The organism is Brevibacterium sp. BRM-1, assembly GCF_026802075.1.
In the GTDB taxonomy this organism is placed as follows: Bacteria; Actinomycetota; Actinomycetes; order Actinomycetales; family Brevibacteriaceae; genus Brevibacterium; species Brevibacterium rongguiense.
Map to the genome: position 1 here is coordinate 1,762,928 of NZ_CP113788.1, position 12,151 is coordinate 1,775,078.

The window sequence follows — 12,151 nt, forward strand, 5'->3', positions numbered from 1 at the left end:
GCGGTGGGCGGGCTGCGCCTGTCTCCCACGCGCCCGAGGTGCGGGCCGGAGTCTGCCGGCCCGCACCTCGGGCGCGTGGTGGGCGGGCCCGCCGCACGGGATCCGCCACCCCTCAGGGAATACCTGCGGCCGGCTCCACGTCGAAGAGGTCACCGGGTCGGCAGTCGAGTGCCGTGCACAGGGCCGCCAGCGTGGAGTAGCGGATCGCCTTGGCCCGGTTGTTCTTCAGCACCGACAGGTTGGCCACGGTGACGCCCACCTGCGCGGAGAGCTCGGTGAGCGTCATGCCGCGCCGCTCGAGGAGCCGGTCGAGATGGCAGACGACGCTCAGCGGTGCGTCCCCGGCACCCACTCAGATCACCCCTTCGAGCTCGTCCTCGGCCTGCGCGCCGCGGCGCAGGGCCCGGTAGAACACCTGGATGAGGCCCAGCACGCCGATCCAGCCGAGGATCCCCCAGGTGGTGACGCCGTTGCCGTAGCCCTGGTCGAAGATCCCCAGATCGCGCGTCACGAGGTTGCCGCCCAGCATGAGGAGCAGCCCGTACGCAGCCCCCGTGGCGGCCGTCGCCCAGAAGACGGTGAGCACGCGGCGCGCGGCACCGCCCGACAGGGGTCTGCCGGCTGCGATCGCGCCAATCGCCCGGCTCGCGGCCCAGCCGGCCACGAGCCCTCCGAGGAGGAGGGACGCCTGGGCGGCGAGCACGGTGGCGATCGACGCGCCGCTCAGTTGGTCGAATCCGATGGCGAATGTCACCACCCCCTCGGCGCGGGCGGCCTCGACTCCGGAGATGCCCCCTGCGGCGCCGGCGGGTCGCTCGAGGGCAACGGTGAGCTCGTGCGAGGTCACCGCGCGGATGAGGCCGGTCGCCGCATGGACCACCAGGGCGGCGACGGCGAGCAGGCTGAACATCTCGAGTCCGCCGCGGCCGCCGGCGCGCGGACACCCGCCCGCGGTGCCGTTTCCCTGTCCGCCGGGAGCGGCTCCCCGCTCGCCGGCGCCGCTGCTGTCTGCCAGATTCTCCGGGCTCATCTCGTCCTCCTCGTGGCTTCGACACGCCCGACGCGTATCGATAGTCGATATATCGACTATCGATAGTCTTATCGACTTTCGATATGGAGTCAAGGGGTTGGGCGTCTGGGTGCTGAGGAGGAGGGAGGACGCGCGGCGAGGCACGGGATCACGTCGGCTCGCCGCGGAGGCGCTCGTTCGTCTGGTTCTTGCGGGCCTATCGGCTGCATCACCCCCGCTCGCGCGCCGAGGCGCTGCGCGGAGCCGATTCGCGGGCAGGAACCGGTTCGCGCGTGGACTCGGTGCGCGGCACCGGTCTGCGCGAGGGCGCCGATGTGTGGAGGGCACGTTTTGTGGAGGGCACCGCTTCACAGCGGCACCGGGGGACGGAAGGTTCGTGTCGGAGGGTTCGTGGTGGCGGCGCGTGGTGGCGGTCGCACCGCACCGCGCTGCACCCGATCTCAGGCGACGGAGGTGCGGCCCTGGAAGGCGCGGCCGAGCGTGACCTCGTCGGCGTATTCGAGGTCGCCGCCCACGGGCAGGCCGGAGGCGAGCTTCGAGACCGTCACGCCCAGCGAGGACAGGAGCCGGATGAGATACGTCGCGGTCGCCTCGCCCTCAAGGTTGGGATCGGTGGCGATCACGCACTCGGTCACGGTGCCCGATTCGAGCCGCGGCAGCAGCTCCTTGATCCGCAGATCGTCGGGCCCCACGCCCGCCATGGGATCGATCGCCCCGCCCAGCACGTGGTAGAGCCCGCGGTACTCGCGAGTGCGCTCGATCGCGACGACGTCCTTGGGCTCCTCGACGATGCAGATGACGCTCTGCTCGCGCCGCGGGTCCTTGCACACGGCGCACTGCTCCTCCTCCGAGACGTTGCCGCACGTCTCGCAGAAGCGCACGCGCTTCTTGACCTCCGTGAGCGCGTGGGCGAGCGCGGAGACGTCGAGCTCCGGGCTCTGGAGGATGTGGAACGCGAGCCGCTGGGCGGACTTCGGCCCGATCCCGGGCAGCTTGCCGAACTCCTCGACGAGATCGGCAAGCGCACCCTCGTAGACCATGCTCATTCTCTGAATTCCTCCAGGACCTGGCCGCCCAGCAGCCGCTCGACCACGGGCACGCCGAACTCGGGGGCCTCGGCGAGCTCGGGATCGTCCGCGGTGTCGTAGTCGTCGTAGTTCTCCGCCGGGTCCGGAACGCGCGGCTGCGGCCCTGCATTCCCGGGCCCTCCGCCGTACTCGGCATCCGGGGCCCAGTCGCCCCGGGGCGGCGCATCGCCGTAGCCCCAGTCGCCGTCGGGCGGCTGCTGTGCCTGCGCTGCCCGCCGGGCGGCGATGTCATCGGCCACGCTGCGCTGCTGGGGCACGGCGGCCTGCGGCTGGGCGTAACCCTCATTCGAGGTGAACGCGATCGTGGGATCCGCGTAGGCGCCCAAGAAGTCGAGGTCGTCGTCCTCGCCGCCCGGGTCTCCACCACCGTGGGGCGCGCCTTCCGCCGCCGAGGCGCCCGCGGGCTCCGCCTCCCCGCTCACCAGGGCCTCATCCTGGGCAGCCGGGTCGCCCGGGCTGCGCGCGCTCCCCGGGACGTCCGGGCTGCCCGGGGCGCCCGGCTCGCTCATACCCGGCCCAGCGTGGTCATCGGGGCGTGCGGCGGGCTGCCCGGAATCCGGCTCCGCAGCCGGGGCAGCGCGGTGCTCACCGGGCTGCGGTTGCCGATCCTCGTAGGGGTCGATGCCGCCGGTTTCGATGTCGTCGTAGTAGGGCTCGTCGATGTCCGGCGGGGGCGGCACCACGACACCGGGCATGTCGACGGCGCCCCAGCCCGCGGCGGTCTCCGCCTGCCGATCGGCACTCGCCCCCCGGGCCTCGGTCTCATGCGCAGAGCTCTCACCGGCTCGCTCGCCCCGCACGCGGGCCTCCTCGGCCTCGCGCGGATCGACACCGCGCTGGTCGGGCGGCACATCGGTCACTGCGTCGCTGGCTCCCGCGTGTTCGCCGGCGTCACCGGCGCCCTCCGCGGCGACGGCGCCCCCAGCGTCCTCGGTGCGCCCGGCGCCTTCTTCGCCCTCCGCGCCCGCGGTCGACCCAGTCGGCGCTGCAACGGCGGCAGCTGTGCCGGAGGCGGGCGCACCGGAAGTCGTGGTGCCGGCGGTGGCCGAGTCGGGCGCTGTCGGCCCGGTCGGCGCTGCATCGGTGCGCGCAGCACCGCGCGGCATGCCATCGACCTGCACACCGTCACGCGCCTCGTCCATGGCCGCGGGCCCGGCCGCCGCCGCTCCCCCGGCGAGCACCTCGTCGGACCCGACGTGGCCCTCCGCCTGCGCTCCGGCGGGCAGATCGTCGGCCGGCGGCTGGTCGGCCCGCGGTTCGTCGTCTGCCTCGGCGGGCTGGTCCAGATCGTAGGGATCCTCGAAGTCCTGCGGGGCGCGCGGCATGTCCTCGGCGGCCCGCTCGGCTTCCTCGGGCGCATCGGCTGGGACATCAGTGCGAGGCTGCGGTTCTGCCTCCGCATCGTCGTCACCGGAGTCGCCCGGCCCCGCCTCGGGAGGGGCCTGCCAGTAGCGCTCGCGGTCCGTGGGCTCCTGATCCTGGGCCCGCTTGCCCACGACGGCCTCGAACTCCTGCTGCGAGGGGCGGCGGTGCTCGCGCTGCGGCGGCGGGGCCTGCCCGCCGCCCATGGCGGAGGTGTCGAGCGCGGCGCCCACCTCGCCGATGCGCACGGCGGCCCGGATGCCGAGCACCTCGTCGATGGCCTCGGCGAGCTTCGCATCGTTGCCGTTGCGGTTGAAGTTCGCCGCGGCGCTCTCGTTGTTGAAGCCCAGGAGCAGTGCGCCGTCGGCGAAGCCCTGCGGCACCGCGTTCGAGCTGATGATGGCGCGGGCCAGGCGGCTGCGCTGGCCGAGCGCGTCGAGCACGTTCGGCCAGGCGCGGCGGATCGCGTCGATCTCCTGCCCGCCGGTCTGCTGAGCGGAGGCCTCACCGGGGGCCTGAGTTCCGGAGGCCCGGCTGCCTGCACCCTGACTGCCGGCGGCCTGACTGCCGGCAGCCTGACTGCCGGGGGTCTGAGCACCACCGCCGTGAGGTTCAGCCTGGTCTGCATCCGGCTGTTCCCCGACGCCGGCCTGCTGTGCCGCGGCGCCGGCGGGCTGCGCGGCCCGCGCCTGCGCGGGATTCCGCTCCCCGGCCTGGCCAGGCTTCCCGTCCTGGCCCGGCGCCTGAGACGCGCCCGGGCCGTGGGTGCCGCGCTCAGGGTCATCCCCGCGGGCCCCGCGACCGGCGGGCGCGGAGGGCTGAGCGGCGCTGCCGGAGGGAGCCTCGGCACTGGCACCCCGGGCCCCGCCATCCGCTGCGCTGCTGGGCGCCGCGGCGGCGCTGGCATTCGCACCGGAGCCCGCCTGCCCTCGGGAGCCCGCCTCGACACGGTCCTCGGTCTCCGTGCGGGGGTCGGCGTCCGCCAGCGAAGCGCGGTTCGCATCGTGCTGCGCGCCGCCAGCCTGCCCGGCGCCCGCGGGCGTCTGGGAAGCGCCATCGGCCGCGCCGCCATCCGAGGGGGCGCCGGAGCGCGTTCCGGAGCCGTGCGCGGATCCGTCACCACCGGAGGCACTCTCGTCCCGCGCGCCCTCGGCAGCCTCCTCGTCGGCGAGCATGGACTCGGCGCTCGCGGCGAAGTCCGCCATGGCATCCAGGTCGTCGTCGACTCCGCGCGCGGCGCCCGCCGTGCCCTGGGCGCCCGCCGCACTCGGGACGGCGCCGCGTGCGGCGCCGTCGGCGGGCCGCGAGCCGCCACCGGCAGCCTCGCCTGGCACGCCCGAGCCGGGCTGCGCCTCGGCGCCGGTCGGAGCCGCGCCCGCCTGTAAAGCAGCAGTGTCGGCCGCGCCGGGCGCCACGGCGCCCGCGGCGCTCATGCCCACCCGGCGCTCCATCCGGTCGAGGCGCGAGAGCACTCCGCGGCGCTGATCGTCGACGGAGGGCAGGAGGATGCGCGCGCAGATGAGCTCGAGCTGAAGGCGCGGGGACGTGGCCCCGGTCATCTCCGTGAGCCCGGCGTTGAGCAGGTCGGCCGCGCGGGAGAGCTCCGCGGCGCCCAGGCTCTGCGCCTGCTGGGCGAGGCGCTCGACGTGATCGGCGGGTGCCTCCGGCAGGAGCGCGGCGGCGCGCTCGGGCGCGGTGCCCACGACGATGAGGTCGCGGAAGCGCTCGAGGAGGTCCTCGACGAAGCGGCGCGGGTCCTGGCCGGACTCGATGACCCGGTCGATGACGCGGTAGACGGCGGCGCCGTCGCCGGCGGAGAGCGCGTCGACGATGTCGCCCAGGAGCGATTCCGGCGTGTAGCCCAGCAGCGCGACGGCGGTGGCGTAGTCGATGCCCTCCTCGCCCGCGCCCGCCATGAGCTGGTCGAGCACGGACAGCGAATCGCGCACGGAGCCGCCCCCGGCCCGCACGACGAGCGGCAGGACGCCCTTGCCCACCGGCACGTCCTCGCGGCGGCAGAGCTCGTCCAGGTAGGAGGTCATAATCTCCGGGGGCACGAGCCGGAAGGGGTAGTGGTGCGTGCGCGAGCGGATGGTCCCGATGACCTTCTCCGGCTCCGTGGTGGCGAAGACGAACTTCACGTGCTCCGGTGGCTCCTCCACGAGCTTGAGGAGCGCGTTGAAGCCCTGCGGGGTCACCATGTGGGCCTCGTCGAGGATGAAGATCTTGTAGCGGTCGCGGGCCGGCGCGTACACGGCGCGCTCACGCAGATCGCGGGCGTCGTCGACGCCGTTGTGGCTGGCCGCGTCGATCTCCACGACGTCGAGCGAGCCGGGGCCGCCGGTGGCGAGGTCGCGGCAGCTCTCGCACTCACCGCACGGCGTGGGCGTGGGGCCCTGCGCGCAGTTGAGGCAGCGCGCCAGGATCCGTGCGGAGGTCGTCTTGCCGCAGCCGCGCGGGCCGGAGAAGAGGTACGCGTGGTTGGCGCGCTGATGGGCCAGCGCCGCCTTGAGCGGGCCGGTTACGTGGTCCTGCCCGATCACCTCATCGAAGGTGTCCGGGCGGTAGCGGCGATACAGAGCTGTGGGCACGCGACTACCCTACGACGAACCGCGGACACGGGGCAGGGCGCTGGCGTAGCCTGAGGCCACAGCCCCACGGCGGGGTGAGGCCACGGCACCGGGCTGGGGTGGGGTCACGGCCCCGCGCCGAGGCGCGCGACGGGGCCCGCGCCCAACAGCCCGCCGCCTACGCCGCCGGCTCCCATGAGCCCAGCGCCCGCAGCGCCCGCACCCCCAGGAGGTGAGACATGCACGATTCGACCGCCGCCATCCCCGGCTGGGATCCGGCAGACCCGCTCGTCGTGAAGGCGACCTGGAGCGCGGTGCGCCGGCGCGGGCGCTGGACCCCAGTGCCCTTCATCGAGGCGTTCCCCAAGGGGTCGAACATCGAGCTGAACTTCCTCGAAGCGCCCACGGATGTGCCGACGATCGAGGTGGAGGTGCGGCCCGGCATGGGGGGCCTGCTCATCGTGGTCCCGGACTCCTGGGGTGTGAACACGGATCGACTCACGGCCGGCTGGGGCTCGATCCGCTCGCATGCCGCTGCCGCCGCCCGCCCGGGCAGCCCCCTCATCGCCGTGAGCGGCAGCATGGGCCTGGGCACATTCCGCTCGCGGGGGCCGAACCGCTTCGACCGCAAGCGGCTGGCGCGCTGATGGCCGAACCGCAGCTGTTGGCCGTCCTCATCGTCATCGCGTTCTTCGCGGTGGCGTTCTTCGGCGGCGCGTTCCTCATCTGGCGGGTCATGACGAAGCCGGACAGCCACATCGGCGGGCGCATGGCGCGCATGGAGACGGAGGAGGCCCAGCGCCGCGAGGACGAGCAGCGCCGCAGCCACGAGCGAAGCCTTCGCCGCGGCGATGCCGGCGGACCCGGCGACGTCGGCGAACGGGGTGGCAACGACGAACGCAGCGGCGGCGGCAGCGGCGCAGACGGCAACGGCCCCGGCACCCCCAGCGATCCCGAGTCTCCCGGCAAAAACCAGCCTCCAGAAGACCAGGAGCAGTAGGCCGTTGCCGCCGACCCACCCCGGCTCAGCGCCTCCGCGGCTCAGCGCGTCTCCGCCTCACCCCTTCTTCGGGGCCGTGACCTCCACATTGGCCCTGTCCCGGCGGCCGAACGCGTAGAGCAGCAGCTCGGAGGGCTTGCCCGAGACCACCGTGGCCGCCGCATCGCGCGGGCCCGCGTGCACCTCGCCGAATCCGTCCGCGACGAATTCCACCGGGTCATCGGCGTGGGCGCCAGGAGCCTTCGCGATCGCGGAGACGATCTTCCAGCACTGCGATTCGAACTCGTGGGGCAGATTGCGCGGGGCGAAGCCGCGGCCGGCCCGGCGCACGTCCTCGTGGTGGACGTAGAACTCAGCCGTGTTGGCCAGGTGGTCGATGGGCTCGAGCGACATGGGCGAGAGCATGCCCGGGCCGCCGGCCACCATTCCGACGATCTCGTTCCACGGCAGCTCCGCGAGGTGGGCGGCGGTCTTCTTGCTGCGCTCGCTGAGCCAGGGCACCTTGTCCGCGAACTGCGGGAAGGCGTTGCCGGGCAGCGACAGCGGGTAGCGATCGCGGATGACGATGTGGATGGCGAGGTCCTTGGCGTCCCACCCCTCGCACAGCGTGGGCGCGTCGGGGCCCGCTGAGCGGAGTTCGGCGGCCAGGGCGAGACGTTCGGAACGCGCGAAGTTCGTCATGGCCACAGCGTACTGAGCCCGCGCCCCGCCGTCAGCCCCCGCGCCGGGGTGTCGCCGGCCCGCCCCGCCTCGGGCGCATCCGCTATCGCCGGCCCGCCGCGCCTCGGACGCATCCGCAGTCGCCGCCCGCCCCGCCTCGGACGCATCCGCGGCCACCGGCCTGCCGCGCGGGGTGCCGGCACACCCTTCACCGCCGAGGCGCGCGCCGCCCGCCGTGTGGCCGCGCCGGCCCCGCTCACGGGGCCACGGCGGCCTCCCACGCAGCCAGGAAGTCCGCGACCCGGGAGGTGGAGCGGTGGGCGGCGAGCGCATCACCGCGGGTGGGGCCGTCGGTGACGATGACGACCGGGCGCCCCTCGCGGGCGGCCGAGCGCACGAAGCGCAGCCCGGAGAGCACGGCGAGCGAGCTGCCGAGCACCACGAGCCCGTGCGCCCCGGCGGCCAGGCGCGTCGCGGCCTCGGCGCGCTCCGCGGGCACGCTCTCGCCGAAGAACACGACATCGGGCTTGAGGATGCCGCCGCACACGGGGCACGGCGGAACGGCGAAGCCCGCGGTCTCCTCGAGCGCGACATCGCCGTCGGGTGCCGTCTCGATCTCCTCCGGGCTGATGGACAGGCCCGCCCGGAAGCCCGGGTTGAGGGCGTCCAGCTCCCCCTGGAGCCAGTCGCGGGAGAAGAGCTCGCCGCATTGCAGGCAGATGACGCGGTCCAACCGGCCGTGCAGGTCGATGACCGGGTCGGATCCCGCGGTCTCGTGCAGCCCGTCGACGTTCTGGGTGATGGTTCCGTGCGGGGACAGGCGCGCCAGCGCACGGTGGGCGGCGTTCGGCTGGGCGGCGCGGATGCGGGGCCAGCCCAGGAAGCTGCGCGCCCAGTAGCGGGAGCGGGCGGCCTGCCCCGAGCGGAACGTCTGGCCCGTCATGGGCGAGCGCGGCGGGGCGCCCGGGCCGCGGTAATCGGGGATGCCGGAGTCCGTGCTCATGCCGGCACCGGTGAGGACGGCCCAGTCGCCTGTTGGACGGGCGGCGAGGGCGGCGGCGATCTGCGCGTCGCTCGCGGTGGGCGCGGGCCGGGCGAGTCCGCGCAGCGGATCCTTGATGACGGCCACCGCGCACTCCCCTCGTCGGGCCCTGCCGGGCCGCACTCTGCCGTTCCCAGCCTACGGCGGCTAGCGTGGGGCCATGAAGCTGCTCATGGTCCACCACTCCCCCACCCGCGCCACGCAGTCTCTGGCCCAGGCGGCGCGCGGGGTCTTCGACCTCGACGAGCTCGCGTCCGTGGAGCTCGTCGAGCGCGCGGCCCTCGAGGCAACCGCCGAGGACGTCCTGGCCGCCGATGCCTATGCGCTGGGCACCACCGTGAACTTCGGCTACATCTCCGGGGCCCTCAAGCACTTCTTCGACACGACGTACTACGAGGTCAGGGAGGCGACTGCGCGACGGCCGCTGGCGTACTGGATCCACGGCGGCTGGGACACGACCGGCGCGGAGCGGGCCATGGAGCAGATCACCACCGGGCTGGGCTGGACGCTGGCCTGCCCGCCCGTCGTCCTCACCGGTGAGGTGGGGCCGCCGGAGTGCGAGGCCGTCGCCGAGGCGGTGGCGACCACGGCCGCCACCCTCCTGGCGTAGGGGGCACGCAAGGGCGGGGACGCAGCGGCGCCCCCTGCCGGAGGGCAGGGGGCGCCGCTGCGGTCAGGCCGTCAGGGCCTGCGCGCTGGTGGCGGGGCTCAGTGCTTGTCGCCGCCGAACGCCTCGCCGATCTTCTTGCCGGCGTCCTTGATCTTCTCGCCGGCCTGCTTGGCGTTGGCGGAGAACTTGTCGCCCTTGCCCTCGGCCTGCAGCTCTTCGTCGCCGGTGGCCTTGCCGATGGTGTCCTTGGCCTGGCCGCCGAACTCCTGGGCCTTGTTGTCGAACTTGTCGTCGAGTCCCATGTTCACTCCTTGCCTCCGGCGGTGCGGGTCACCGCCTCTGCCGCCCACGCTATGACCGGTTCCTGACAGGGGACTGTGTGCGAATGCGCCGCTCGCACAGGCCCCCGAGCACCGCGGCGGCCACGCTTCGAACCTCCGCCGCGCCCGCGCTCAGGCGTGGATGGCGATCTGCACGTCCTTCGAGATCTGCCACTTCATGAGCTTGACGAGCGAGGAGTCGTAGACGGCAACGCAGCCCATCGTGTAGTTCGACGCGCTGGTGCGCCGGTGCAGGAAGATGGCGGAGCCCTTGCCCTTCGCGCGCTTCTCGTTGTAGCCGATCACCTGGGCGTGGCGGTAGGGCCCGCGCTGGTAGAGCTTCTCGCTCTTCCCGGACGGCCGCATGGTGTTGTAGTACTTCGACGCGGAGCTGTCGACCCAGACGGTCTTCTTCGTCACCTTCGTGTAGCGCTGGTGCTTGAGCCCCGGGTTCTTGCTGGTGCCGAAGCCGCCGCGCATCCAGTAGACACCGCGCGGGGTCTTCCCATCGCCCTCGCGCTTCTTCGCCGCAGTGCCGGTCTAGCCGACGAGCCCCGCGTAGGCACCGCCGTCGCGCTTGTAGGTGCCGTTGGAATCGCGGACGCAGGCGTAGACGTTGGCGTGGCGCGTGCTCGTCTGGTCCACCTCGATGACCTGGAGTGCCGAGGCCTTCTTCCCTTCGACCCGCTTGCGCAGCCCGGTGCACACGCGCATCTTCCCGGAGGTCCAGGACAGGGTGCGGGGGCTGCCGCTGAACGGCTGCGTGCACCAGTTCTTGCCGTGGCAGGCTTCGTTGCCGGTGGGCAGGCCGGCGGCGGAGCGGTAGCGGCCCAGCATCCCGGAGCGCACGGCGTAGGCGGTCTTCGCGCCCTTCTTGAGGAAGACGGCGCCGCGGGCGTAGTTCTGGCGCACCCCGCCCTTCACGGAGGCGGTGGCGCCCTTCGCGGCGCCGAGCTTGGCGCGTGCGGCGGCCGCCGAGATCTTCGCGTCGATCTTCACCGCGCGGGCGGTGGCCGTGGGCGCGGTCGCCGACTTCGCACGCGCCGTCGGCGCCTTCGCCTCGGTGGTGGCCAGCGGGGTCCGTGCGCCCTTCGTCTGCGCAGCCTCCGAGGACGCCAGCTCCGAGGCGTGCGAGTCGCTCGCCTGCGACTCGCGGGGGGCGGCGGAGTGGGCGGCGCTCGGTTCGGAACCGGAGCCTCCGAGTTCGGCGGCGGTGGCCGGCAGGCCGAGGCCCAGGACGAGGGCGGCCGTGGTGGCCGCGCAGAGCAGTGGCACGCGCATGAGGGGAGATCCTTCGGAATTCGGGGCTGCGATCATGAGCACCCTAGTCCTCGCGGGGAGTGCGCACGGCCCGCGGGCGGCGGGGCGGCCCAGTCGTCACCCGATCGTGACGCGGCGGGGCCGGTGCGGTCGGCGCGGGTCGCCCGTCAGTCGGGATGGCGCGAGGCCCAGTCGAGCACGGCCGCGGCGATCTCGTCCGGTTTTTCCTCGGGCAGCCAGTGGGTGGCCCCGGTCAGCTCGACGAAGCGGTAGGGGCCCTCGACGTAGTCCGCGGTGAGCTCCGCCGCGCCCCGGGTGAAGGCCGCGTCCCGCGAGCCCCAGAGGTAGAGCGCTGGCACCGTGATGGGCCGGTATGCGATCGGCGCGCCCTCGCCGAACTGGCGGTAGTACGACAGTACGGCGTCCATCGCACCGGGCTCGCTCAGCCGCTCGACGTAGGAGTCGACGAGCGCGGCTGGGACCGCGCCCTGGTAGTACGAGCGCAGGAGCGCACCATCGTCGTCCAGGAGCGCCTCGCGCATCCCCGCGGGGTCCCTGCGGATGCGGCGCATGTACTCCATGCGGCGGCGCTGATCCGGGTCCTCGGCCATCCTGCGGCCGTGCGCCTCGGGGTGCGCCGAGGCCGCGGAGGTGAAGCTCGCGAGGCGCTCCGGGTGCACCGCGGCGAAGGCCCAGCCGACGATCCCGCCCCAGTCGTGGCCGACCAGGTGGAACCGCTCCCAGCCCAGTCCTTCGGCCACGGCGGCCATGTCCGCCACGAGCTCCGCGACGTCGTAGGCGCGCACGTCGTCCGGGCGGGCGCCGGGAGAATACCCGCGCTGATCGTAGGCGGCCACCTCGTAACCGGCTGCCAGCAGTTCGCGGGCCGTGGCCTCCCACCCGGCCGCGAACTCCGGCCAGCCGTGGACGAGGAGCACCGGCAGCGCGGCGCCGGGCCGCGCCTCGGCGGCCCCGTGAGCTCCGGTGCCGTGAGCTCCGACCCCGGGGGCAGCGGTTCGGGGAGCGGCGGGTGAGTGCGCCTCGGCGGCCCCAGGAACTCCGGTGCCCGGGGAGGCGCGATAGCCCGCGAACGCGAGGCCGCGGGCCGGCAGCTCGAACGGCTCACCGCCCAGCCGGGCGGCCACCGATGCGTTGTCGTGCGGTGCCCCGAGCGCTGGGCGCTGCGAGTCGTGCCGATCGGCCATGACG

The 12,151-nt window shown here is 73.9% G+C and carries 13 protein-coding genes; 3 read left to right on the forward strand and 10 right to left on the reverse strand.

Annotation, left to right across the window (positions count from 1 at the left end; all coding sequences use genetic code 11):
- Window positions 1-112: 112 nt before the first annotated feature.
- The 4 genes from BRM1_RS07720 to BRM1_RS07735 all read right to left on the reverse strand — a co-directional run bounded on the left by BRM1_RS07720 (window position 113) and on the right by BRM1_RS07735 (window position 6,071).
- The gene (locus tag BRM1_RS07720) at window positions 113-352 is read right to left on the reverse strand and encodes a helix-turn-helix domain-containing protein (protein ID WP_442864201.1); all 240 of its coding nucleotides are present in this window, start codon (window positions 350-352) and stop codon (window positions 113-115) included.
- Complete coding sequence (locus BRM1_RS07725; protein WP_268524984.1) at window positions 353-1,030, reverse strand: hypothetical protein; 678 nt, start codon at window positions 1,028-1,030, stop codon at window positions 353-355. It lies immediately after the preceding gene.
- Between the two features lie 440 nt (window positions 1,031-1,470).
- Window positions 1,471-2,076, reverse strand: a complete 606-nt coding sequence (gene recR, locus BRM1_RS07730; RefSeq protein ID WP_160952660.1) for a recombination mediator RecR — start codon at window positions 2,074-2,076, stop codon at window positions 1,471-1,473.
- Window positions 2,073-6,071, reverse strand: a complete 3,999-nt coding sequence (locus tag BRM1_RS07735; protein WP_268524986.1) for a DNA polymerase III subunit gamma and tau — start codon at window positions 6,069-6,071, stop codon at window positions 2,073-2,075. The genes recR and BRM1_RS07735 overlap by 4 nt, the downstream gene beginning before the upstream one ends.
- 218 nt (window positions 6,072-6,289) lie before the next feature.
- Here BRM1_RS07735 and BRM1_RS07740 point away from each other — a divergent pair, with 218 nt between their 5' ends.
- Both BRM1_RS07740 and BRM1_RS07745 read left to right on the forward strand, forming a co-directional pair.
- Window positions 6,290-6,697: a hypothetical protein gene (locus BRM1_RS07740; RefSeq protein WP_268524987.1), complete on the forward strand. Its 408-nt coding sequence runs from the start codon at window positions 6,290-6,292 to the stop codon at window positions 6,695-6,697.
- Window positions 6,697-7,050, forward strand: a complete 354-nt coding sequence (locus tag BRM1_RS07745; RefSeq protein ID WP_268524988.1) for a hypothetical protein — start codon at window positions 6,697-6,699, stop codon at window positions 7,048-7,050. The genes BRM1_RS07740 and BRM1_RS07745 overlap by 1 nt, the downstream gene beginning before the upstream one ends.
- A 57-nt stretch (window positions 7,051-7,107) precedes the next feature.
- Here the strand turns inward: BRM1_RS07745 and BRM1_RS07750 are convergent, their stop codons facing one another.
- A complete protein-coding gene (locus BRM1_RS07750; RefSeq protein ID WP_268524990.1) occupies window positions 7,108-7,731 on the reverse strand; it encodes a TIGR03085 family metal-binding protein in 624 nt (207 codons plus the stop codon).
- A gap of 235 nt (window positions 7,732-7,966) precedes the next feature.
- A complete protein-coding gene (locus BRM1_RS07755; RefSeq protein WP_268524991.1) occupies window positions 7,967-8,839 on the reverse strand; it encodes a Sir2 family NAD-dependent protein deacetylase in 873 nt (290 codons plus the stop codon).
- A gap of 73 nt (window positions 8,840-8,912) precedes the next feature.
- Here BRM1_RS07755 and BRM1_RS07760 point away from each other — a divergent pair, with 73 nt between their 5' ends.
- Window positions 8,913-9,362, forward strand: coding sequence for a flavodoxin family protein (locus tag BRM1_RS07760; protein ID WP_160952655.1), 450 nt, complete (start codon window positions 8,913-8,915; stop codon window positions 9,360-9,362).
- 98 nt (window positions 9,363-9,460) lie between these two features.
- Here BRM1_RS07760 and BRM1_RS07765 read toward each other — a convergent pair whose 3' ends face one another.
- The 4 genes from BRM1_RS07765 to BRM1_RS07780 all read right to left on the reverse strand — a co-directional run bounded on the left by BRM1_RS07765 (window position 9,461) and on the right by BRM1_RS07780 (window position 12,147).
- Window positions 9,461-9,664 carry a CsbD family protein gene (locus tag BRM1_RS07765; RefSeq protein ID WP_160952654.1) on the reverse strand — a complete coding sequence of 68 codons (204 nt, stop codon included), beginning with the start codon at window positions 9,662-9,664 and terminating at the stop codon, window positions 9,461-9,463.
- Between the two features lie 150 nt (window positions 9,665-9,814).
- Window positions 9,815-10,162, reverse strand: coding sequence for a hypothetical protein (locus BRM1_RS07770; RefSeq protein ID WP_268524995.1), 348 nt, complete (start codon window positions 10,160-10,162; stop codon window positions 9,815-9,817).
- 60 nt (window positions 10,163-10,222) lie between these two features.
- On the reverse strand, window positions 10,223-10,963 hold the full coding sequence (locus BRM1_RS07775) for a hypothetical protein (RefSeq protein WP_268524997.1): 741 nt from the start codon (window positions 10,961-10,963) through the stop codon (window positions 10,223-10,225).
- A gap of 146 nt (window positions 10,964-11,109) precedes the next feature.
- Window positions 11,110-12,147, reverse strand: coding sequence for an alpha/beta fold hydrolase (locus BRM1_RS07780; protein WP_268524999.1), 1,038 nt, complete (start codon window positions 12,145-12,147; stop codon window positions 11,110-11,112).
- Window positions 12,148-12,151 lie beyond the last annotated feature (4 nt).

Bases quoted from the DNA above. Each gene is read 5' to 3' on its own strand.
- BRM1_RS07725 (WP_268524984.1), bottom strand. From the start codon at position 1,030: ATGAGCCCGGAGAATCTGGCAGACAGCAGCGGCGCCGGCGAGCGGGGA.
- recR (WP_160952660.1), bottom strand. From the start codon at position 2,076: ATGAGCATGGTCTACGAGGGTGCGCTTGCCGATCTCGTCGAGGAGTTC.
- BRM1_RS07740 (WP_268524987.1), top strand. From the start codon at position 6,290: ATGCACGATTCGACCGCCGCCATCCCCGGCTGGGATCCGGCAGACCCG.
- BRM1_RS07745 (WP_268524988.1), top strand. From the start codon at position 6,697: ATGGCCGAACCGCAGCTGTTGGCCGTCCTCATCGTCATCGCGTTCTTC.
- BRM1_RS07750 (WP_268524990.1), bottom strand. From the start codon at position 7,731: ATGACGAACTTCGCGCGTTCCGAACGTCTCGCCCTGGCCGCCGAACTC.
- BRM1_RS07760 (WP_160952655.1), top strand. From the start codon at position 8,913: ATGAAGCTGCTCATGGTCCACCACTCCCCCACCCGCGCCACGCAGTCT.
- BRM1_RS07765 (WP_160952654.1), bottom strand. From the start codon at position 9,664: ATGGGACTCGACGACAAGTTCGACAACAAGGCCCAGGAGTTCGGCGGC.
- BRM1_RS07770 (WP_268524995.1), bottom strand. From the start codon at position 10,162: ATGCGCGGCGGCTTCGGCACCAGCAAGAACCCGGGGCTCAAGCACCAG.
- BRM1_RS07775 (WP_268524997.1), bottom strand. From the start codon at position 10,963: ATGCGCGTGCCACTGCTCTGCGCGGCCACCACGGCCGCCCTCGTCCTG.
- BRM1_RS07780 (WP_268524999.1), bottom strand. From the start codon at position 12,147: ATGGCCGATCGGCACGACTCGCAGCGCCCAGCGCTCGGGGCACCGCAC.